Here is a 21,723-nt window from a genome sequence, read left to right as displayed (position 1 = left end):
TGCCGGTCCGTGGTGCGGAGAGTTGCTCAACCAAACATCGTGGCTAAGCACATTTCCGTATTCAGCCAGTTATTGCCAGAATGGATCAGTCTTGTAAAAAGATTCCCATGCACGACCCAGCTCCCGCTTTTTTTTCAGCGCTAGGCACGCGCCCCAGCCGAGTGTGACACCGATCGCTTGCTGCACAGCAAGGTCATCTTCGCAACCCGGCAGTTCCCCGAGCAAGCGTTCCATGGTGGCGACATCGTTCATTTTTCCAAGAATATCCTGGAGCTTGGTCAGCGACTGACTATAACACCGGGGCGCTTCGTCGGGATATAGTCCGACGAAAAACTCTATTGCGTACCGCTGCTTCTTGATCGCGATCCGCAGCCGATGCAATTCTCTAACGCCGGAACCCTTCAGTTTTCTACCGTGTTTCTTCAATTTGTCATGACGGCGGGTCAGCATTTCCCCCGCAAATTCTTCTAAGCTTTTTTCACGACTATCACTTTCCAACTCGTCCCGCGAATGAGAGCCCGCCAAGGATGATCCCGACTCTGCGCTTATCCGCTCGCCCAGCTTCAACATCATTTTTATGTACCGTTTTGACTCCACTGCGCCGCGCCCGAGGCTGGCATAATGCAAACGTCGTTGCTCGCATTGGTCCCGTAGCGCCAACATGCCAGAATGTCGTGGAAACGCGCGCAAAATAAGAGGTAATGTTTCAGTTACGAAAACGTCCCAATCCCGGGCGGAGCCGATTTGCCGTGCAAGCCACCTCAACTCCCGCGCTATAGAATTAGAGTCGGTTGCGAATAGCGGAGAAAAAATACTCAAGGCTGAACGCTGCCTCCGAACGGCAACACGCATCTGGTGCAAGTATTCAACATCCCGACCTTCGAGCATACCGGACTCATTACTAAGTAAATGATTGAGACAGTTCGCCGTGATGGCGCCAAACGCACTGCCTAAGCTCATTCCGGGACGCAGATTCACAGGTGATGCCTTTTGGGGCGGCCATTCGGAACCGGCGGCAAGCGCATACCCCCGCTCCGCCTTGCTCCTATTCTCGAGCCTGAAGGGAACAACAGCGAGCAAGTCCACGGCGAGCTGGAACAATGAAGCGGAACTGCCCGATTTTAGTTCCAGTTCAATTTCTGAGAAGGATATGCTTGCATCGCCAGCCGTAATTGTCCCGCGATCGAGACAGAACTCTACCTCGCCGCTGGCAAGCCGCAAAATGCGTTTGCTACGGTTGAACTCGGTAGTAAATATAGGATGCAAGCTCTCGCGCAGCCTGGCGTTATCAAACAAGCTGAGGACTGCAGGATCGGAAATTTTGGTGAGATCGGGTCGCGCGTGCAGTACGGGGACCTCCCATTCATATCGCTGGTGCAATCCGGCCGTGGCATCACCCTTCCCTTTGATGGTCTGCACCCAGCGTTTACCGTCACGGCGCAGGCGCAGTGCAATATCATTAAGCCTGAGGTCATGGCTATCGGTATCGTAGTAAACGCTGTAGAGTTTTTGGTTAACAGCGGGAGAGATACTCAGGGACTTTATTAACCGCCTACGCTGCAAGCGACTGACATCGGCCGCAGGCACCCGCAATTTAAGCTCGATTTCGGTGTACATGGCTCCTGTATTACTAGAAATCTCGAAGGCATTCGGCCCGCCATTCAATACCGCTCGCCGAATTCGAAGGCTGGCACGTTTATCGTGCACTTCGCCTCGGTGTGCAAACGGAGTGCTCCTACAGGAAGATAAAAGTCGCCAAGCTGATCAAGCGTGACGCTGCGTGTCCTGGGTCGTCCTGCTGCCTCAGCCTTATTTCGCGGCCGCCAGTTCCGTAAGCAATGCCTCCTGAGCGCACAGTTTCTGCCCTTTGCGGCCGGTTTTGAGATGGTAGTTACCTTCGCCGTCCATTTCCCATGCCTGCGTGTTGTCCTTGAGATATACGTTAAGGCCCTCTGTAAGGACTCGCTTTTTCAATTTCGGCTCCAGAACCGGAAAACATATCTCTATTCGGCGAAAGAAGTTCCGATCCATCCAGTCCGCGCTGGAAAGGTATATGGCGTGTGCTCCATCACCTCGAAAGTAAAAAATCCTGCTATGTTCGAGAAAGCGCCCTATTATCGAACGCACTCGGATATTTTCCGACAATCCTTTGACGCCCGGACGTAGTGCGCACACTCCACGAACGATAAGGTCGATCTTAACCCCCGCTCCTGAGGCGGCGTAAAGCGCCTTGATGATCTGCGGCTCAAGCAGCGCATTCATTTTTGCAATAACGCGTGCGGGTTTCCCCGAGTTGGCGCACTGAACTTCACGATTGATTGCTGCGAGTATCTGGCTGTGGAAGCTGAACGGCGATTGCCATAGATGTTTTAACTTTCCCGCCTTCCCGAGGCCCGTCAGTTGCATGAATACTTCGTTCACGTCGGCGCAGATTTCCTCATGGCAGGTAAAGAGTCCGAAATCCGTGTAGAGCCGGGCGGTACTCGCATGATAATTACCCGTTCCCAAATGGACGTAACGCCGCAGCTTGCCCTCTTCACGCCGCACCACCATTGACATCTTGGCATGAGTCTTAAGCGCGACCACACCATATACTACGTGCGCTCCGACCTCCTCCAGGCGGCCCGCCCAATTGATATTGGCCTCCTCATCGAAACGAGCCAGAAGCTCCACCACGACGGTCACCTCTTTGCCACTACTCGCCGCAGCGATAAGCGCCGCCATTACCAGGGAATCAGTTCCCGTTCGGTATACTGTCTGCTTGATGGCAACTACGTCGGGGTCGGTTGCAGCCTGCTGGAGAAAATGAATAACCGGCTGAAATGATTGAAAAGGATGATGCAACAGAATATCGTTCCTTCGTATCATCTGGAAAATATCCGCTGCTTTTTTCTTTTGCAGCGTTACCGGCAGGCCAGGAATGAAGGGCCGAAACTTCAAGGCCGGTCGTGCGATACGGTCAGGCACCTGCATCAGCCGCACCAGGTTTACCGGTCCTTCTACCTGGTAGAAGTCGTCTCGAGAAAGATCAAGTTGTTCCAGTAAAAAATCTGACATGTGCTGAGGACAATTGTCCGCCACTTCCAGCCGTACCGCGTTGCCTAGATGTCGTTGAGGCAACTCGCCCTGGAGAGCGATCCGCAAGTTTTTTACCTCTTCCTCATCCACAAACAAATCGCTGTTGCGCGTCGCGCGGAATTGGTAGCAGCCCAGCACACTCATACCGGAAAATAGCTCCCCTACGTGGGCGTGCAAGATCGACGATAGGAACACGAAGTTATATTCGGAGGTGCTGATTTCGCCGGGAAGCTGAATTACGCGTGGTAACACCCGCGGCGCCTGAACGATAGCTGTTCCGGAACTGCGCCCGAAAGCGTCCTTGCCTTCCAGTTCAACCGCGAAATTCAAGCTTTTGTTAAGCACTCGCGGAAAGGGATGTGAAATATCAAGACCTATAGGAGTAAGTACCGGCATCAGTTCCCGAAAGAAATAGGCCTTGATCCACTCGCGTTGAACGTCATTCCAGGCGGAACGGCGGAGAAAATGGATGCCCTCGCTTGCGAGCCCAGGCAGAATTTCCTGGTTCAATAATTGATACTGGCGCGCGACCAGTTCATGCGTCTGCTCGGATACCAACTTAAACACCTGATGCGGCACCATGCCGTCAGGTCCAAAACCGGGCGTATCCAGCTTCATCTGCTCTTTCAGGCCCGCAACGCGTATCTCGAAAAACTCATCGAAATTACTGCTGACGATGCAGAGAAACTTCAGGCGTTCCAGCGACGGAGTGGCTTTATTCTCCGCCTGTGCAAGAACTCGCCGGTTGAAGGCTATCTGACCTAGCTCCCGATTAAGAAACTCGGTGCCAGCTGAGGCATTTGTCATCGGGATAATAATCACCGCTTAGACAACGTTGACGAAAGGGGCGAAACGCCGTGCTTTTCTTTTTCTTTGTAATACTTCACGTCGCGGGTGGCACATAGCCCAGCGGCTGCTCTGCTCCACTCCCGAAGAAATAAGCCTCTAGCTGTTCGGCCAAGTATTTTCGAGCCTTGATATCTGAGAGGTTCAGGCGGTTTTCGTTAACTAGCATCGTCTGATGCTGAATCCAGCCAGCCCACGCTTCCTTGGAGACGTTGTCGAAAATACGTTTCCCCAATTCGCCCGGATAAGGTTGAAAATCCAGTCCTTCCATTTCCCTCCCCAATTTGATGCATTTTACCAATCTCGCCATTAGATTTTCTCCAAATGGATAGCGAATGAAATTCAATCTAAGGGTGGAGCCTCTTAAGCTGGGGCGGGACCAAGGGGTGAGCGTGAGCTCACCGTAGCCCCGCCTCCGTGTTCCGGTATTTCCACAACAGCTAAAGCTGCTTAACGAACACCTTCGAACGCCGCTGATAATTATATAGTCCCTGCTTTGCTCTCGGTAATTCGCCTACCCCGGTTTCAACAAATCCGCGTTCAACAAACCAATGGGCGGTTCGAGTTGTCAACACGAACAGTTTCTTGCTCCCTAACGATCTTGCTTTACCCTCGATGTTTTTGAGCAACGCGTCGCCGCACCCCGCGCTGCGATAATCGGAATGAACCGTAAGGCACGCAAGTTCGGTCGCATTGTCGTCAGGAAAGGGATAGAGGGCCGCGCAACCGATTATTATGCAATCGTGCTCGACTACCACAAAGCGTGCAATTTCCATTTCCAGCAATTCACGATTACGGCGCACCAAGGTTCCATCGGCTTCGAGCGGTTCTATCAATTGCAGTATCGCGCCGACATCCTCTATCCTTGCGTCTCTTAAATTCTGGAGGGGACCCTCCGATATCATGGTTCCAATACCGCTGTGAGTGAATAACTCCAGCAGCATTGCGCCGTCCACGTGGCGACTGATGAGGTGAACACGCGATACGCCGCGCTCACAAGCTTGCAAAGCAAAGGGCAGGTACAGTTGAACGTCCTCGGAGAGCCTGGCACCCTGGCTCGCTGATTCGCGAAGCAGCGCTTTGCCTTCGGCCACAGTCAACTCGCGCAACAGTACCGCCTCGGAGCACTCGGAATATCTTTTTTCAATTCCCTCGGGATCCATCAAAAAGATGAGTTTTTCCGCTTTGAGCGCGATGGCGGTTTCGGCGGCCACATTTTCCAGAGTCAAATTAAAAATCTCGCCGGTCGGTGAATAGCCTAGCGGCGAAAGCAGCGCGACTTCGCCTTGCTCCAGCCGCGCCCGGATCGCCGCGGTATCTACTTTGCGGACCTCCCCGGTATGCATCAGGTCGATACCCTCGATAATCCCGACCGGGCGGGCGGTGACAAAGTTTCCGCTGGCCACACGAATAGCAGCATTCGCCATGGGTGAATTGGGCAATCCCATTGACAGCAAGGCCTCAATTTCAACCCGAACGCGTCCTATTGATTCTTTTACGCATTGCAGCGTATCCGCGTCGGTGACTCGCATTCCTCTGATATAAATGGTCTGGAGACTGCGTTCGCCTAGTCGGAATTCAATTTGCGGACGCGCACCATGTACCAGCACTAGTCGCACCCCCAGGCTCGCCAGCGAATTGAGGTCGTGAACGAGCTCGACAAATTTTCCGTCGGCGACCACTTCGCCGCCGAAGGCAACTACAAATGTTTTGTTGCGGAACGAATTGACGTAAGGCGCTACTGAGCGGAACCACGTAACGAAGTCATTATCGAATCTCACAGTTATACCTTAGACAGACCAGTTGAACTACCCCTCTAAATCTCGCACCGCTTATCGTTCAAGTTACAGCGCGCAGAATCAGTAATCCCCCCATAGCGCTTGCATTGCAGCAACTGCCGCTAGTGCCGCACTTTCGGCGCGGAGAATGCGCGGACCGAGCCTCAACGGAAGAAACCCGGCGAGGACGGCAGCTGCCTCTTCTTCCGGGGCAAAGCCACCCTCCGGCCCCACTAGCAGCGTGATAGCGGTCACTCGAGACGTAAGGGAATAATAACGCAAGCCTTCCTTTGCTGCAGGGGAAAGCACGAAATATGAATCCACAGGTGGGTCACCAGCCAGATTCGTACGGGAAATGATTTGCTGGCCAAGCCAGTTTTGCAGCCGCGCGGGTTGCGAAACCTCGGGAATACGGTTTCTCCCGCACTGTTCACAGGCGGAGATAACAACCTTCCGAAGGTGGTCCAGTCGCTTTTCGCCCCGCTCGACCGAAAGCCTGACGATGCTTCGTTTTGTTGCCAAAGGCTGAATACGGTTTACGCCCAGCTCCACCGCTTTCTGCACAATCCAGTCCATCTTTTCGCTCCCACAAATGGCCTGAGCGAGCGTAATCGAAAGCTGCGACTCACGCTCAATAGCCAGATGCTTTTCGACTACAACTGTGGCGCTGTTCCTGCCGATACGAGTAATAACTGACCGGAACTCTCCCCCACGACCATTGAATAATATCAGTCCGGCTCCATGTTCGAGCCGCAGCACGCGTGCGGCGTGATGCCCAATGCTCTCCGGCAGATCGATGGTCTGACCAGGGGAGATCTCGACAGGGCAGTAGAAGCGAGGGAGCGTCATAAATTATCGGAGTACGCGGGGAGAAATGATTGCTCCACTCCCGTGATAATATTGCTGTTTCAACAATGTCAGCCACGTTGAGAACTAGAGAGCTTATCAATTATATCCGGCGGCGCACCTAAATTGTTTGTCATTCGATCAGGAGAAAAACATGGCAAGTCTGGAAACACCAGTTTGTGATTTTGGTTGGAAGGCAGTAGATTTTGATCTGCCCGGGGTAGACGGACGGCGCTATAACCTCGCATCCGCCCAGGGCGAGAAAGGATTGTTGGTCATGTTTATATGTAACCACTGCCCTTATGTAAAGGCGATCCGTGATCGAATCGCGCGCGACGTGAACGAACTGCGCGACGCAGGTATCGGCGCGATTGCAATCATGTCGAACGATCCGGCCGACTATCCGGAGGACTCCTTCGATAACATGGCTAAAGTGGCGAGCGAATTTGACTTTACATTCCCTTACGTTTGGGATGAAACCCAGGAAATAGCGAAGGCGTACGGAGCGGTTTGCACGCCGGATTTCTTTGGCTTCAATAGCAAACTTGAATTGCAATACCGCGGGCGATTAGACGCGTCGCGCAAGGAGGCGGCCCCTGTTGATGTAAGGCGCGACCTGTATGAGGGCATGCTGCAAGTAGCCAAGACCGGTCAGGGTCCGAGGGAACAGATACCAAGTATCGGTTGCTCGATCAAGTGGCGGATGGAATAGTGCTGGAAGCTGTCGTTGCTGCCATCAAGTCCGTGGCACAGCAGGAGATCCTGCCGCGCTACCTGAGAGTCGCGCGCCAGCGAAAGGCTGACGGCAGCCTCTTTACTGAAGCGGATATCGCCACTCAGGAAGCATTGTCGCGTGAACTATGCGAGATTTATCGAGTCCCCGTTGTGGCGGAGGAGATGACGGAACAGGAGCAAAAGGACCGTTGGGAAGTGGGCGACCGCGGACTTTGGTGCGTGGACCCCATCGATGGCACGACAAACTTTGTTAACGGCCTGCCCTATTTTGCCGTATCGGTTGCCCTGATGCGTCATGGGAGAAGTGTTCTCGGCGTAGTGTATAACCCGGTTTCGGATGAAATGTTTTATGCTGAGAAAGGCTGTGGTGCCCACCTCAATGGTGAGAGGCTGCCCATCAAGGCACATGTGCCGGCGTTACGGGGCGCGGTAGCGAACATTGATCTAAAGCGACTCAGCCCGGAACTTGCACAGGCGATTTGCTCCGCAGCGCGGCCTTTCTCTTCCCAACGCAACTACGGATCTTGCGCCCTTGAATGGTGTTACACCGCCGCGGGCCGCTTCGACCTGTATCTGCACGGGGGACAAAAGCTGTGGGACTACGCTGCCGGCAGCCTCATCCTTGAAGAGGCGGGGGGTCATATGTCCGGCTTCGATCGCGATGATTTCTGGGCGGAACCACTCTGGCAACGTCCTGCCATCGCGGCCCTGGATCCCAACCTTTTTTCCCAATGGCGGGATTGGGTACGGGCGCATAGATAGCCTCTAATTCGTCCTCATTTCAGTTCCGAATCTAGACTCCGTCTATGACTCTCAACATGGGAGGTACTGCCGCGTTGTCGCAGAACCCACCCCAGAGAGCCATGAGAAGGGGGGTAAGCAAGGCGCCTGCGGTAAAAGGAGAAAGCTTTCCCTCACTATCATGTCTTTACAAATTAATATCCAACGATTGTCGCTTTTCGGCGACAATCAAAAAACCCTTAATAACAAGACGTTACCCCAAAACTCTTGAAATACGGTCGAGTTTGGCGACACTCTTGAATGATAATTTTAAGGCTAAGTTCCTGCTTTTGAACGATTAATATTCTGGCACAATTCGTGCTTACTCCAAGTAAAAGATTATTTTCAACTCTTAAGTTGCCTATGCCCGACTTGCCGTTATAGATCGCCGTCCTTCATCAGTTTGACTTATCGAGATATCTGAGGTTCAAAACTGATGCATAGAAATTTCTGCCCGACGCCGTTCTTTATACCCTCAGTTGCCAAGTTTATTCGCATCTCAACCAACTTAACTAGATTTCTAGATACTTTCCCATGCAATTACACAACGATGAAAATATGCGTGTTGATCGAGTACATCGACCCGCGCCTGTAGGAACGAATGGAATACGCAAGACCCCGGGCCCTGGGCCAGCAGCTCGTATTAAGGTCCCTGATTTCCTTGAGGAACCGACGGATGAGGCCTGTTTTCTCACGCGGGGCGACTTTAGCATTCGTCTCAACGCCTCCTCGAGGCTTCGCAGCGAGGTGGGCGCACTGATCAAACGTATGTACTCGTGGCGAGGTTATGAGACCGAGAATCTGGTTGTGTCATCTCATAACCCCAATCGGCTTACGCTTGAAGCAACAATGGGTCGCCGCGTGGTGGGTACGCTCACCTTGGGGTTAGATTCGGAAGAAGGTCTATGTGCTGATGAACTTTATTTTGACGAAATCAACGAGTTTCGTCGGGAAGGCAGAAAGCTGTGCGAACTCACGAAGCTTGCAGTAGATCCGCAGTACAGCTCAAAGGAAATCCTCGCTTCGCTGTTCCACTTAGCCCATATTTATGGGCATAAGATTCACAAAGCGACCGACTTGTTTATTGAAGTGAACCCACGTCATGCAGGTTTTTACCGCCGCATGCTCGGGCTCGAGCAGATCGGGGAAGAACGGCCGTGCCGCCGTGTCCAGGCGCCCGCGGTACTGATGCACCTGGAGTTGGACTATGTTAATGCTCAGATCTCTTCTCTGGCAGATTCATGCAGATCCAGCGAAAGATCCCTCTATCCTTATTTTTTTTCGAAACATGAGGAAAAGGATTTAGCCAGAAAGCTTGAGCGACATAATAGCTAGCAGGTACTGTTACCAGATGTTGTAGCCCATAATCGTTGTGTTGGGACGCACTTCATGTGCGTCCGATTTTCATTCCCCAGAGCACTTCCTCCTCGTTCCTCGTTTTCGCAAATCTTGTCTTTTGATCCTCTCCCAGTCTCCCCCTGAAAAGGCTCATACGGGACATGAGGCGGTTAACGCATCCCCCGAGCGTTGGCCTTCATACCCCGAACGAATATCGCGCCTTAATAACGCTTAGCGCAGGATTTCAAGCATACGCTATACTGGTGGCGACGGATGAACCGACGTTGCTCTGCTGGCTTGCGCTTGAGGCGGAGATCATAAAAACTAAGTTAAAACGTTACGACGAGGAGTCTAAGAATGAAAAAAATTATCAATGTAGCGATCCTTTTTGCAGCTGCCTTCACACTAACCCCCGTCCTGGCAGCAGAGCCGAAATACAACGCGTTTTATGTGTTTGGCGATAGCCTGTCCGATACGGGGAACGTCTTAGCCATAACCAAGCTTCAGAAAATCGACCCGGCAATCCCTCCGTCAGAAAGCCCCCATCAGACTTACTATCAAGGTCGGTTTTCGAATGGTCCCGTCGCGGTTGAGTATCTCTGGCGTCAATTGGATGACAACGCATCTCTTACCCCTTTTTTGTCTAAGCCAAAGATCCCTTCAACCGGAGGGGTCAGCTTTGCATTTGGCGGCTCGACATCGGGGTATCTCAACCAGATGCCCGGGGGATTATACGTCCCCGGGGTCCTGGGGCAAATCGAGCTATACCGCAAAGTCTTGAATGGCAAAAACGCCAACTCCCGTGCACTGTATGCGGTATGGACTGGAGCGAACGATTACCTTATGGGGAGAACGGATCAGCCAAGCGAAGTCGTTACAAACATTAGCAAAGCCATACAGACCCTCTACTCATTGGGCGCACGCAACTTCCTGATACCGAACCTCCCCGACCTAGGTTTAACGCCAATGGTTCAGGTAAATGGGGGTGGAGCGGACTTCATGGCGCTCACTCAAAGCCATAATGCACAGCTGGCTCAGGCGCTTAAGCAATTGACTCAGCGGCTGCGGGGAATCCAGATTTTTTACGTGGATCTGTTTACGCTATCACAGAATCTGCTGAGTGATGATAAGAAGTTCATGCTTATCCCTCCTGCTCTGGAAGTTCTGGCCCCGGGGACAGGAGCGACAGACTGTTTTATAACGGATCCTTCCATCTGCCCAGACGTGGATGTGAGCGCGGAATTGCCGCCCCCCCATTTAGTTTTCTGGGATCTGATGCACCCCACCACTTTTATCCACAAGCTTTACGGCGACGCGATGCTTGAAAGCCTGAAGGCAAAGAAATAATTCAACAAACCCTATTTGTCGAAAATTCTTACAGATTAATAAAAAGTATCCCTTAGCACTATAGTGAGATCAGTTAATAGTTCTTTTGGTGCAAAGAGTTGCGTGACGCCTTTCGGTTTCGGCATAGAGCTTGCTTGAGTGCTACCGAGTATCTGTGAAACATCGAAAGGATGTACGCGCCTCTTTTTATTAACTTTTTGGGACTTGCGATATGAACAAGACGATAACTACACTCCTTGCCGCAGCGGGAATTGCTGCATCTGCTCCAGCATCAGCCATAGTCGTGGGCGGCATTGATTTTGGAGCGCTCGGTGCAGACCCTTCTCGTACTCACCTGGAAACTGCGACCCTGGCTCAAACCCTCATAACTGGCAACGGGCAGAACGCAACTGCGTATGGTTTCATTACTACTGTTAATGGCGACAATACTTATTGCGCTGACGGGAGCGGCAATTGCGGACTTTTTTATGTCGCAAATTTTAACAATTCACAAAACTTCTCCGCGAGCTATGTCGAGTTCAGTAACACGACCGTTTCAGTTTTTTTTAGCAATGCCTCGCCTTTCAATCTGCTGTCTCAAGATTCCCCGAGCAACCTCGCCACGATTCAGGCGCTTAATGGCGGAAGCCCATGGGCAACGTTGCACGGTCACAATAACCTGGGCGGTACAGCGGACCCGTCAGCTGTTCTGAATGCTGTTGGTCTCTTTACCGGCGGCACGCTGAGCGGCGCGAGCTTTGGCTTGTTTGATGTATCAGGACCGGGAGATACCAATGTGATCAATTTTCTTAACGCAAACGGTGTTCTTGACGCGGCGGGTAATCCTACAGACATCGCACTTACAGCATCTTTCAACAATAATGTGTTAAATGCCAACGACGTATCGGGAGGCTTCTCCAATGGCTGTCAAAATGGCACAGCCGTAGCGGGAGCATGGTGTTTCGAAGGGACCGCAAATCTGCGGGGTTCTACCGAGATCCCTGAGCCGGGCATGCTCGCGCTTGTCGGTATAGGTCTTCTGGGATTCGGCGCAGCTTATCGCCGCCGCAAAGCATAATAATTGATCGCAACGCTTAGCTAGATACAAAAGCGCCTACTTCCGTGGGCGCTTTTTTTACGAATTAATGTCTGGGGCTCTAGCGCAGCCGTTCCCCGCGCGATTGACCCGCTCTGGCCAATTTCCCGCCGAGGGGGAAATACGGTCAGCCCAAGAGGAAAATTAGACCACATCCTTCCGCACACAAAACGATGCCAGGCAGTAACGAAACCAGCCGGTTTTTCCCGGATTTTTCCCGTTTTGCCCCCACCCCAATCCCCGTAAAACAGTATTACCCGCCCACACTAAAGTTTTCCGTATCCGCCCCCGGACACTTACTGTTTCGACACAAGGTCCTTCGCCAATACGTCTCCGCCTAGGCTATTGATGGGGAACCTGTACCGCCGTTAACTCTGCCCTGTACTGATCAGCAAATTGAAACCTCTTTCATAACCGAGCGCCACAGGCTCGACCTTATTTTTCAATAGATCCTCCGGGGCATATCAGACACAGCAAAAATTCGCAATCTCAGCCTCTTCTGTCGCTCATGTTGACACCTTCATATGAGAGGACGCTAATAAACCACCGGGAAATACGCTATTTCTCCTGTTCCATCAGCTAGTTATTTAAATAAATCGATAGCAGGCACGCCATTTGCTTATAAGGATGCGGGGCCTCAAGTTTTTAAAAACTCCAAACCCGATGTTAATTTTAATAATCCTTTAAAGATCAAATTATGAATAAGACGATAACTACACTTCTTGCCGCCGTAGGGATTGCCGCATCCGCTCCGGCATTAGCTGTCACTGTGGGCGGAGTTGATTTCGGAACACTGGGCGGAGCTCCCTCCCGCACTCATCTGGAAACTGCCACGCTAGCCCAAACTTTTGTCAACGGCAATGGCCAGAATGCGACGGCGTATGGATTCATCACTACCGTCAATGGTGACAATACCTATTGCTCCGACGGAAGCGGAAACTGCGGACTTTATTATGTTGCGCAGTTCAACAATTCACAAAACTTTTCCTCGAGCTATGTCGAGTTCACCAGCTCGACCGTTTCCGTGTTCTTTAGCAATAGCGCGCCTATCAATTTGTTGGTTCAAGATTCCCCCACAAACGTAGCGACCATCCAGGGCCTCAATGGCGGCAATCCCTGGGCAACGCTGACGGGCCATAATAATCTTGGAGGCGCAGCGGATCCGTCGGCCGTCCTCAATGGTGTCGGCCTGTTTACCGGCACAACTCTGAGCGGTAGCGGCTTTGGCTTGTTTGATGTGTCAGGCCCGGGCGATGTGAATGTGATTAATTTTCTCAACGCAAACGGTATTCTGGATTCGGCAGGCAACCCGACGGATATAGCACTTACCAGCTCCTTCAACAACTTTGTGCTGAACCCGATGGACCTCGCCAACGGATTCGCGGGAGGTTGCGCCAATGGAACCGCCGCTGCCGGCGCCTGGTGCTACCAGGGAACGGCAAACCTGCGCGGCTCTACCGAAATTCCTGAGCCGGGCATGCTCGCGCTTGTTGGTATCGGTCTTCTTGGGTTCGGTGCAGCATCCCGCCGCCGAAAAGCCTGATCGTCAGCCGCAGTACTTAAGTTAGAAAAAAAGCGCCCACCTTAGTGGGCGCTTTTTTTCTTTAAATTAGGGCCGTTAACGCGGTGAATACCGCCCCGGCGCGAGCAGTCCCTCGGGGTCGAGTTCGCGCTTGAGGGCAGATACAATTTGCCAGTAGGGCGCCTCCGGTTTTATGAAGCGCTCCATCGAATCTACTGTGGCCCGATAAGGAATGCAACCGATTTCCCGTCCAGCCTCAATCAGCGCGGTGTAGCATTTTACCGCCCGTTCAACGGCCTCTTCCCTGGCCCGGTCGAACAGTAGCGGCACGGAGCTGACAAAACAACGATTAGACAGGCTCGTTAGCGTTATCAAGGGCTCCACACGATGCGCAACACAGATTCCCCGTACCATTTGAACATATTCCCGCACCTTTTCAGCGCGCAATGGTACGAGCGGGGTGTACCATATCAAGCCGCAACCATCACGTGCAGGATTCAACGGTGTGTTACCGTCAGGTTTCTTGCCGGAAATCCAATACGCCAGAGGTAGCGCGACCTCGCTGGGCGAACCGGCCAGCGCCTGTAACGTTTTATCAAGCGTCGCGAGCATGTTTTGCAAACCCTGTCCCGCCTTTCCTGGCATAAAATCGCTTAGTCGCTTGAAATTCCCTACGGAGCGGGGAGTGAAAAATACCAGTTTTTTAAAAGCGCTCGGCAAGTTCTTCCTGATTAGCTTCTTTACAGCGCGAACCACGTACGGATGTCCATATATTGCGCCCGTCCCCATCCAAGGCATTACCTGATTCTGTCGTGCTATTTCCGATAAGTACTGCTCGTCGATCAACCCGTTTTGGTCAAGGTGATCACGAGGATAGGGTTCCATCATCGATAACACTCTACGCATGTCCAGCAGATTGATTGAACCAAGGTCGGCTCCAACGTCGCGCAATAAGTCGCGAATGGAGTCCACGGCACATTCGAGATCGCCATCTCCTGGCAACCCGAAGAAGAAGGCCTCCACCCGTTCCGGCAACGGTGCAAGCGCTATGGTCATCTCCGTGACTATCCCAAATGCGCCCTGCGAGAAAATGCCGTCGAGAAATGGACCAACACCCCACTTGAACGCTTTATCGATCTCGGGACAACCCAATTCAGCCAGGGGCGGTCTATAAATCCTGCCATCAGGAAGAACCGCCTCTAGAGACATTACTGCCATAAAATGATCTGCGTAGGGGGTAATGCCGTAACCTCGCTCCAGGGCATTGCCGACTAAACTGCAATCCGGACCTGCTCCGGTGACTGGACAAAGAAACCTCAGAAAATTTTCGTCAAGATACTGCCGTAGAATGCGTTGGGTGACGCCCGGCTCAAGCGTAGCCAACCCTGTTTCAGCATCGAGTGTAATGGCGGTCATGTCGGAAAGGTCGACGATGACGCATCCATCGGCTGTCGGAAGAGAACTGCCGTACCCCCAATTATTGCCAGTGCTGATAGGGTATAACGGCACGCCGAATTCCCGGGAGGCCTGAACGATGCTCTGGACCTGGGCCTTGGAGATGGGCCGCACGGCTCCGGAAATGATCCGCTGGGTCCCCATGGTACAACTGCCATACCTTGCGCTTGCCGTCGATTGAGAGAACACTCTGCTGCTGCCAAGCTCCTCGGCTACTCTATCCAGGAATGCTCTACAATTCACAATAATCTCCTGGTGAAATCAGTTGGTTTGAAAGTCAGATACATGAGAAGGATTCTCTAACAGCACCTCTCGCGCTCTGAAGGTCGCCAACGGTCGGTATAGATCACCAAAGATGGCATTCGTTGAACAACACACCACCATTACTTTTCTCCGAATATGGGTACAGTCCAGCGGTTACTCCTGAGGTACCGCGCCTCTCGCCAGCTCATAATACCATTCACGCCTTCACTGAGCCGCTGCGCCGAAAGCCGGACTACATGCAAGTCCAGGGCCTGCGCCTCGTCAGATCCGGTCTGTGCACCTCGACATACTCGCAAAAGTATCCCTAGTCCAGTGCCGACCTCATTCTAACGGCAGCAAATAACAATAATCCAGCGCCGCTCCGGCTTGCCGCGCACTCGCTGCGAACTGACCTGATCACCGTCATGCCCCACATTTACTATTACGGCTGAGTTGGCGGACCTGTATCACTTCGTTGACGCGCCGTGTCTCGAAAGATTCGGCCTCACATTCCCCTGTAGATCAACTCGTCGTGTTTTCTGCCGTTATCCATTTAACGCTTATTCCGGATACCGCCAAATAGCGTTTAGAGAAATCCCGATAGGAGTTGAAAATGTCTAAAGTCCCAACAGAAATTGACGAGGAAGGTCTTATATTGTTGTCTGCCGGGCATACCGCCTTCCAGCTTTTATGGGCCGGGATTGAGCTTGATCTCTACGACAAGCTTTCAATTCGGCCAGCCCAAACACTGGACGAACTCGCCCAGTCCCTGAAATTGGCTCTTCAGCCGGCGCGGATTCTGCTCATTGGCTTAACAGCATTGGGAATTATCAGGTTAGAGAATGAACGTTACTATAATGCCCAATTGACGGAAGAGCGGATGGTAAAGGGTAAGCCGGGTTATGCCGGAACCATTCTTGGTTGGCAAGCGCATATCGTGTATCCCGGAATGATGGATTTTGTTCGTTCGCTGAAAGAAAGCCGTAATGTCGGCCTAACCAGGTTCTCCGGGACGGAGTCCAATTTGTATGGGCGCTTAACCCATGATAAAACCCTGGAAAAAGTTTTCCAGGACGCGATGAGCGGGCTGTCCAGATTGGCTAACCAATTCTTGCCTAAAGCCATGGACTTCAGCCCTTATAAGCTGGTGGTTGATGCTGGCGGAGGTGATGGAACCAATGCTCTGGCGATCGCACAACATCACTCAATGGTTAAAACTTGCGTGTTCGACTCCGCGTCCGTTTGCGAATACGCAAAGCATAATATTCAACAGGCGGGAATGACTGACCGTGTGTCTACTCACCCGGGTAATTTCTTTCATGACCCTTTCCCTTCCGGGACTGATTGCATTGTTTATTGCCACATTCTAACTATCTGGTCCATGGACAGAAATCGTATCCTGCTCAAGCGCACTTTTGATGCGCTGCCGGAAACGGGCGCAGTCGTAATTTTTAACATGATGGGTGGGGATGATGACAGGGGTCCACTCAGCACTGCTTTAGGCTCCCCATACTTTCTAGCCATTGCCACGGGTGAAGGCATGTTGCACCCATGGAAAGATTATGAAGCAGCTCTAGAGGACGCTGGTTTCCAACGCGTTGTGCGCCTGGATCAAGGCCTGCCAGTCAATCATGGAATTTTAGTGGGCTTCAAGAAATGATTCGGGTCTTCGCAGTAGTTTGAAAAGCCCGTGTCCAACTGACCGCTCACCTGTTTCGGCCATCCTTCAGCGGCCTGATCAGACGTGGTTAATCGATGCGTTCAATTATTAACGAAGGCGAGAATCCACGAGGACAAGGAGTTTTTATGAAGCTCTGCAGATTTAGGCCGGGCACCATCTATCTGTTGACGAGCGTTGGGACATGTTTCTCGCCCCCGCGTCGTGGAGGCGCGACGTCAAAATTATCGACGCCCCTACTAACCTGCTTGGGCCTTAATTTTCCTATTTAGCTGGATAGAAATGTATGCATGCCCCCACGTGTTTCCGACGTACGTTCTACCTATACCACGATCGTTCGAAAAAAAGCTGGAAAACCCGCCTGTTCCATTATTTGAGCCGATCAGTTAAGCCCTTATAATAACGTAGCAGAAACTTTACCTTCTTCCCCGGCAGTGGACCTCCAGTATTTGAGGAAACCCCGCGTTATGGTTATGACAGCCGTTAACCAGAAGACATTACCTCCAATAATCAAAGCCGCCAGTCCGGAGCGAGAAGCCGAGATGCGGGCGCAGATCAGAAAACTCGTGGGCGCTCGGGCCGCTCCATTTATGCGCCAATTGATCGGCGCCTGGTGTGTAATTATTGGTGCCATCTCGCTTGCGATCTGGCTGGACAACGTATGGATGAGTCTGGCCACGATATTTCTGGTCGCGACGCGCCAGAATTTGCTTGGGCTGTTGGTTCATGAGCAGGTTCATCGACTGGGCTCGCGAGGACGATATGGTGACTTGATAACAAATCTTTTTGCCGCTTATCCCCTGCTTGTATTGACGGTCGAGGGGTATGCTCAAGTGCATCTTGCACATCACAAATACTTCTATACGGAAAAGGATCCCGACTACGCTCGTAAATCGGGCACGGAATGGAGTATCCCTATGTCCCGGGGACAATTCGCGCGCATGTTGCTGCAGGATATACTTGGGATAAATATCGTGCGCCTGATTCGCAGCAAAAAGCTTGAAACAGATAGCGTGCGTGACGAGTTTCGCCGTCGCTACCCGACCCCGCAGTGGGTTCGCCCGACATTCTGGATTGTCGTCGCAGGTGCGCTGTCGTATAGCGGTGGGTGGGTGTATTTTCTTTTGTACTGGATTTTACCGCTGCTTACCGTTGCTCAATGCCTAGTTCGGTTAGGCGCGCTCAGCGAACACAAATACAACGTAAATTCCACGGAACTCAATGACTCCACGCATCTGATTGAACTTTCCTGGTGGGAGCGCGCGCTATTGCCCAATATGAATTTTACTTTGCATCACTACCATCACATGTTCCCTGGCTTATCATTCACAACTTTGCCACTTGTTCATCGCATGTATACCGAGGCAAACCTCGTGCACCGGGAAAATGTTTTGCATGGGTACGCAGACTTCATCCGTCGACGCATACTCGCCAAGTAACGCTCCTTGCTTGGAGCAAGCACTTTAGAACTCAGGCTGGGAGCAGTCGGCCGATCGCGGTTAAGCGTCAATCGCCGCTAACCGTCACGTATGGGTTGACCGTATCCATGAAGCAATCCGATCGGCATAACCGGCGTCAGGACAGGAAATGCAGTTCAGTTTAGACGCGGCCGCTCTGATCGAAGTGGCCAAAACAATCCGATAGGTCCACTGCCCGAAAATCCGAATTTTCCGCTGTATTCCATCCATCCCCATTTGGACCAGCCACCCCCGATTACACGATTACATCCGCGGATTACGGCGCGATTGCGTAGCGCGTTTCTCATTTCTTACCTCCTCCTCTGTTAGCTGCCCGTTTTATATCAGCCCTTCGGCCATCTCCATAACACAAAGGTCATGAGTGGAAAAAATAAAGGTTGTCTTGAAGTTGCCGTTAATTTCTTTCATCACCTGAGGAATACCGTCGCCTGACTTATGGCCAAAATTTGCGGTCGGCACGACGGCCAGGACAATTTTTGGTTGTGTCGCCAGGGCCATTGCAATTGCTACCCGTGGCCATCATCAACAAATGACTGGCCCGGCCAGTCCGAGGACCTGCATAGATACCGCATCTTTCCAAGGGCAATGAGAACAGCCTGGTAATGACTACCGCACCCGCCTCGGAGCGAGGCCAGATTCTACTGATGAAGGGACGGGACCTCTGGATTTTTGTACCGGACGTTTTCCAGCCAGTACGGCTATCACTATCTCAGCAGCCCACCGGCCAAGTAACAAACGGCGATTTGGCGCGAGCGAATTTTACCGGTAACTATACCGCTACATTTTTCGCGAAAAGAACTGATTGATTGTGAAAACCATTGCGTACTCGACCTACCCGGCATTGACAAGTGTCACGTACCAGAGGGTTTGAGATTGGGTGCGGTAGTCTAACTTCTGGTCTTATCGCGCCGAGTTTTACTTACTATAATCGTTTTCTTAAACCGGCTCGCGACGAGAACTTCAAGAAGCTGCTGGGGTACAGCGTCTAATCCGCGTGGTCATGGAAGACGCTCTCCGCCAGTCGGAAACATCCGTACTCGAATGTTCGGAAATGAACTGAAGGATCTGGAGGACAAGATTTTTACGAAAGACTATTTAAAAAAACTTCAATAGCGGGTGAATCAAAGTGCTACAAACTACTATCACAAACGGCCTGGAAGATCGAGCCACGCCTGTGTCTGAGTCACTCGATCTGGGCAGTATTTTCCATCAATACTTTGAAATCGTGCCAGCATTCTCAAGCGCGCTTAAGGACGAGGTTTATCGGGTGCGGCACCAGGTTTATTGTGAAGACCTGAAATTTGAATCTATGCGGCAGGACGGGCTTGAAACCGACGAGCATGACTCGAATTCGCTGCACCTTTTGATGCGCAGCGTCAAAACGGGGGAATTTATCGGTTGTACACGCATTGTGCGGCCAAGGCCGGACGATCGCCACTACCATTTGCCTTTCGAAAGAACCTGCGCCAAGGCGCTGGACCGGTCAATTATTGATCCAGCGGAATTGCCTCGCAATCGTATTGCTGAAGTATCCAGGCTGGCGGTTGTTGCGAGCTATCGGCGACGCAAAGGGGAGGCGAACAGCCCGGTAAGTCTTGCTGACGAAGACTCCGAGATAGGGAAGTCGCGGCGCTTTCCCTATATCCCGCTCGGACTCTATCTCGGTACGACCGAGCTCGCCCGCATAAGCGGTATAGATACTTTATTCGTCCTGACGGAACGGAGGCAGGCAGTGCATTTTTCCAAGCTCGGCGTCAAGCTGCAGATCATCGGGGAAGCGATTGAGCACCGTGGAGAGCGCGTCCCTGCGGTAATGAATGTCACGAGCATCATCGATGAGATGCGCACAATATTTCACTCTCTATATCATGCCATTGCCGCTGATATTCAAAGAGCCGTAACCTAATAACAGAAACGCTTCAGTAAGCCTTTAACGTGGAGGTGGTCCCGCGCGAGCAGTTCCACATTTAACGTTGCACGCTCCCCAATCCGTCTTCGCCTGGACGCTCCGTATGAATTCTCCCGCGTCCTTGGTAAGTTCCTACATGGCCCAGCCAAAAGGCAACAAGGGGAAAATCGTCATGCAATACTCCTCCTAAACATGCCATTGCCCGAAATTCCACAGATTGCCGCCAACCCCACCCGCCGCTGAAACACTTCTTCTTTCATAGCAGTAACCGATCTTCACGTGGCAACATATTTATAAAATCCCTATTGTTTTTAAGGCTATTGAGGATCACACTCCTGAGTGGGTCACCCAACAATCTGAAGAAGGGAGGGAAATCAAATGAAAAAAAACCTCTGCTTAATGCTGTTCGGAATCGCCAATTTGTTTCTGCTGTGTTTCGGCGCTTCGGCGAGCGAGGGCGGCCTCACCGCCGAGCTGAACGAGGCTCGCCAGGTAGCGCAGTACAATTATGTTATCCACATCCTGGCAATGTTGCTGGTCGGTTTTGGTTTCCTCATGGTGTTCGTCAGACGATACGGCTTTGGCGCGACAACCGGCACCTATCTTGTGGTCGCAACCGGGCTCCCACTGTATATGCTCCTCCGCGCCAACGGAGTGTTTGCCCACGAAATTGCGCCAAACACAGTCAAAGCGCTGCTTTTTGCAGAATTTGCCGTAGCCACTGCGTTGATCGCGATGGGTGCCGTGCTCGGCCGATTGCGGGTTTTCCAATATTCGCTACTTGCAATTTTGCTGGTTCCCGCCTACCTGTTGAACGAATGGCTGGTGCTGGATAATGGAATGGGCTTGACAGAGGGTTATCAGGATACCGCGGGATCGGTGATCATTCATGCGTTCGGTGCCTACTTTGGCTTGGGGTTATCACTCGCGCTGACGACGGCGCGGCAGCGGATGCAGCCGATCGAATCTGACGCAACTTCCGACCGTTTCGCCATGCTTGGTTCCATGGTGCTATGGCTTTTTTGGCCCAGCTTTGCAACCGCAATCGTTCCCTTCGAGGAGATGCCGCAGACAGTCGTCAACACGGTACTCGCCCTATGTGGGGCTACCCTCAGCACCTATTTTTTGAGCACCTATTTTCATAAGGGCAAAACATCCATGGTTGACATGGCAAACGCAGCACTAGCCGGAGGCGTCGCTATAGGATCGACATGCAATATCGTGTCGCCGAGCGGTGCGTTTGCAATCGGTCTGTTGGCCGGCGCTGTCAGCGTTATCGGTTACGTGTTCGTGCAACCGAAACTGGAAGCCCGCTTTAAAATCGTGGATACGTGTGGAGTGCACAATCTGCATGGCATGCCGGGACTGCTGGGAGCTTTTATTGCAATCCTTGTAGTACCAGGCATCGCAGTGGCTCAGTTCGTCGGTATTGTGTTCAGTGTAACGTTCGCGTTTGCTACGGGTCTAATCGCCGGTAAGCTGATAAAGGCCACAGGTACGACCGACCTCGCTTACGAGGACAGTGAAGCATTCACCCATATCGAGGCGCCTGAAACAGCGGAGATGGGGTCGGTGGTAGGACTCGAAATCGAGACGCACCACAAGATCTAGCAAT

At 52.1% G+C, this 21,723-nt stretch carries 18 protein-coding genes; 11 read left to right on the top strand and 7 right to left on the bottom strand.

Annotated features, from left to right (window positions below; all coding sequences use genetic code 11):
• Positions 1–69: 69 nt before the first annotated feature.
• The 5 genes from C8R31_RS08625 to C8R31_RS08605 all read right to left on the bottom strand — a co-directional run bounded on the left by C8R31_RS08625 (position 70) and on the right by C8R31_RS08605 (position 6,551).
• Positions 70–1,617, bottom strand: a complete 1,548-nt coding sequence (locus C8R31_RS08625; protein ID WP_107693673.1) for a CYTH and CHAD domain-containing protein — start codon at positions 1,615–1,617, stop codon at positions 70–72.
• 192 nt (positions 1,618–1,809) lie between these two features.
• A complete protein-coding gene (gene ppk1, locus C8R31_RS08620; RefSeq protein WP_107693672.1) occupies positions 1,810–3,885 on the bottom strand; it encodes a polyphosphate kinase 1 in 2,076 nt (691 codons plus the stop codon).
• Between the two features lie 76 nt (positions 3,886–3,961).
• On the bottom strand, positions 3,962–4,234 hold the full coding sequence (locus C8R31_RS08615; protein WP_107693671.1) for an oxidative damage protection protein: 273 nt from the start codon (positions 4,232–4,234) through the stop codon (positions 3,962–3,964).
• 130 nt (positions 4,235–4,364) lie between these two features.
• Positions 4,365–5,705, bottom strand: a complete 1,341-nt coding sequence (argA, locus tag C8R31_RS08610; protein ID WP_107693670.1) for an amino-acid N-acetyltransferase — start codon at positions 5,703–5,705, stop codon at positions 4,365–4,367.
• A 78-nt stretch (positions 5,706–5,783) separates the two neighbouring features.
• Positions 5,784–6,551 carry a 16S rRNA (uracil(1498)-N(3))-methyltransferase gene (locus C8R31_RS08605; RefSeq protein WP_107693669.1) on the bottom strand — a complete coding sequence of 256 codons (768 nt, stop codon included), beginning with the start codon at positions 6,549–6,551 and terminating at the stop codon, positions 5,784–5,786.
• Positions 6,552–6,702: 151 nt separating this feature from the next.
• Here C8R31_RS08605 and C8R31_RS08600 point away from each other — a divergent pair, with 151 nt between their 5' ends.
• The 6 genes from C8R31_RS08600 to C8R31_RS08575 all read left to right on the top strand — a co-directional run bounded on the left by C8R31_RS08600 (position 6,703) and on the right by C8R31_RS08575 (position 13,366).
• Positions 6,703–7,260, top strand: coding sequence for a thioredoxin family protein (locus C8R31_RS08600; RefSeq protein WP_107693668.1), 558 nt, complete (start codon positions 6,703–6,705; stop codon positions 7,258–7,260).
• Complete coding sequence (locus tag C8R31_RS08595) at positions 7,260–8,045, top strand: inositol monophosphatase family protein (protein ID WP_107693667.1); 786 nt, start codon at positions 7,260–7,262, stop codon at positions 8,043–8,045. The genes C8R31_RS08600 and C8R31_RS08595 overlap by 1 nt, the downstream gene beginning before the upstream one ends.
• Before the next feature lie 552 nt (positions 8,046–8,597).
• Positions 8,598–9,398, top strand: a complete 801-nt coding sequence (locus C8R31_RS16765; RefSeq protein ID WP_375136124.1) for a long-chain N-acyl amino acid synthase — start codon at positions 8,598–8,600, stop codon at positions 9,396–9,398.
• A gap of 360 nt (positions 9,399–9,758) precedes the next feature.
• Entirely contained in the window at positions 9,759–10,748 is a 990-nt protein-coding gene (locus C8R31_RS08585; protein ID WP_107693666.1) for an SGNH/GDSL hydrolase family protein, read from the top strand.
• A gap of 211 nt (positions 10,749–10,959) precedes the next feature.
• Positions 10,960–11,805, top strand: coding sequence for a PEP-CTERM sorting domain-containing protein (locus tag C8R31_RS08580; RefSeq protein ID WP_107693665.1), 846 nt, complete (start codon positions 10,960–10,962; stop codon positions 11,803–11,805).
• Between the two features lie 715 nt (positions 11,806–12,520).
• Positions 12,521–13,366: a PEP-CTERM sorting domain-containing protein gene (locus C8R31_RS08575; protein ID WP_107693664.1), complete on the top strand. Its 846-nt coding sequence runs from the start codon at positions 12,521–12,523 to the stop codon at positions 13,364–13,366.
• 75 nt (positions 13,367–13,441) lie between these two features.
• Here C8R31_RS08575 and C8R31_RS08570 read toward each other — a convergent pair whose 3' ends face one another.
• Positions 13,442–15,043: an FAD-binding oxidoreductase gene (locus C8R31_RS08570; protein ID WP_146164575.1), complete on the bottom strand. Its 1,602-nt coding sequence runs from the start codon at positions 15,041–15,043 to the stop codon at positions 13,442–13,444.
• A 613-nt stretch (positions 15,044–15,656) separates the two neighbouring features.
• On the opposite strand from C8R31_RS08570, the gene C8R31_RS08565 reads away from it, so the two are divergent.
• Complete coding sequence (locus C8R31_RS08565; RefSeq protein WP_107693662.1) at positions 15,657–16,703, top strand: methyltransferase; 1,047 nt, start codon at positions 15,657–15,659, stop codon at positions 16,701–16,703.
• Between the two features lie 485 nt (positions 16,704–17,188).
• Positions 17,189–18,160 (top strand): fatty acid desaturase, encoded by a 972-nt coding sequence (locus C8R31_RS08560; protein ID WP_107693661.1) that lies wholly within the window; start codon positions 17,189–17,191, stop codon positions 18,158–18,160.
• A gap of 357 nt (positions 18,161–18,517) precedes the next feature.
• Here the strand turns inward: C8R31_RS08560 and C8R31_RS08555 are convergent, their stop codons facing one another.
• Positions 18,518–18,697 (bottom strand): hypothetical protein, encoded by a 180-nt coding sequence (locus tag C8R31_RS08555; protein WP_107693660.1) that lies wholly within the window; start codon positions 18,695–18,697, stop codon positions 18,518–18,520.
• Between the two features lie 104 nt (positions 18,698–18,801).
• Between C8R31_RS08555 and C8R31_RS16560 the strand changes: the two genes are divergently transcribed.
• The 3 genes from C8R31_RS16560 (at position 18,802) to C8R31_RS08540 (ending at position 21,719) form a co-directional block, all read left to right on the top strand.
• Positions 18,802–19,005 carry an outer membrane lipoprotein-sorting protein gene (locus tag C8R31_RS16560; RefSeq protein ID WP_258192641.1) on the top strand — a complete coding sequence of 68 codons (204 nt, stop codon included), beginning with the start codon at positions 18,802–18,804 and terminating at the stop codon, positions 19,003–19,005.
• A gap of 320 nt (positions 19,006–19,325) precedes the next feature.
• Complete coding sequence (locus C8R31_RS08545) at positions 19,326–20,105, top strand: PEP-CTERM/exosortase system-associated acyltransferase (protein WP_258192640.1); 780 nt, start codon at positions 19,326–19,328, stop codon at positions 20,103–20,105.
• Between the two features lie 381 nt (positions 20,106–20,486).
• Positions 20,487–21,719: an ammonium transporter gene (locus tag C8R31_RS08540; RefSeq protein WP_107693659.1), complete on the top strand. Its 1,233-nt coding sequence runs from the start codon at positions 20,487–20,489 to the stop codon at positions 21,717–21,719.
• Positions 21,720–21,723: the final 4 nt, after the last annotated feature.

This window comes from Nitrosospira sp. Nsp2 (assembly GCF_003050965.1).
GTDB lineage: Bacteria > Pseudomonadota > Gammaproteobacteria > Burkholderiales > Nitrosomonadaceae > Nitrosospira.
The sequence above is the reverse complement of the archived record's forward strand: the minus strand, read 5'-3'. Positions and strand labels throughout refer to the sequence as shown.

What these genes read in the sequence shown, in the direction of transcription:
- C8R31_RS08625 (WP_107693673.1), bottom strand. Translation starts at nt 1,617, where the DNA reads ATGTACACCGAAATCGAGCTTAAATTGCGGGTGCCTGCGGCCGATGTC.
- ppk1 (WP_107693672.1), bottom strand. Translation starts at nt 3,885, where the DNA reads ATGACAAATGCCTCAGCTGGCACCGAGTTTCTTAATCGGGAGCTAGGT.
- C8R31_RS08615 (WP_107693671.1), bottom strand. Translation starts at nt 4,234, where the DNA reads ATGGCGAGATTGGTAAAATGCATCAAATTGGGGAGGGAAATGGAAGGA.
- C8R31_RS08605 (WP_107693669.1), bottom strand. Translation starts at nt 6,551, where the DNA reads ATGACGCTCCCTCGCTTCTACTGCCCTGTCGAGATCTCCCCTGGTCAG.
- C8R31_RS08600 (WP_107693668.1), top strand. Translation starts at nt 6,703, where the DNA reads ATGGCAAGTCTGGAAACACCAGTTTGTGATTTTGGTTGGAAGGCAGTA.
- C8R31_RS16765 (WP_375136124.1), top strand. Translation starts at nt 8,598, where the DNA reads ATGCAATTACACAACGATGAAAATATGCGTGTTGATCGAGTACATCGA.
- C8R31_RS08585 (WP_107693666.1), top strand. Translation starts at nt 9,759, where the DNA reads ATGAAAAAAATTATCAATGTAGCGATCCTTTTTGCAGCTGCCTTCACA.
- C8R31_RS08580 (WP_107693665.1), top strand. Translation starts at nt 10,960, where the DNA reads ATGAACAAGACGATAACTACACTCCTTGCCGCAGCGGGAATTGCTGCA.
- C8R31_RS08575 (WP_107693664.1), top strand. Translation starts at nt 12,521, where the DNA reads ATGAATAAGACGATAACTACACTTCTTGCCGCCGTAGGGATTGCCGCA.
- C8R31_RS08565 (WP_107693662.1), top strand. Translation starts at nt 15,657, where the DNA reads ATGTCTAAAGTCCCAACAGAAATTGACGAGGAAGGTCTTATATTGTTG.
- C8R31_RS08560 (WP_107693661.1), top strand. Translation starts at nt 17,189, where the DNA reads ATGGTTATGACAGCCGTTAACCAGAAGACATTACCTCCAATAATCAAA.
- C8R31_RS08555 (WP_107693660.1), bottom strand. Translation starts at nt 18,697, where the DNA reads ATGGCCCTGGCGACACAACCAAAAATTGTCCTGGCCGTCGTGCCGACC.
- C8R31_RS16560 (WP_258192641.1), top strand. Translation starts at nt 18,802, where the DNA reads ATGACTACCGCACCCGCCTCGGAGCGAGGCCAGATTCTACTGATGAAG.
- C8R31_RS08540 (WP_107693659.1), top strand. Translation starts at nt 20,487, where the DNA reads ATGAAAAAAAACCTCTGCTTAATGCTGTTCGGAATCGCCAATTTGTTT.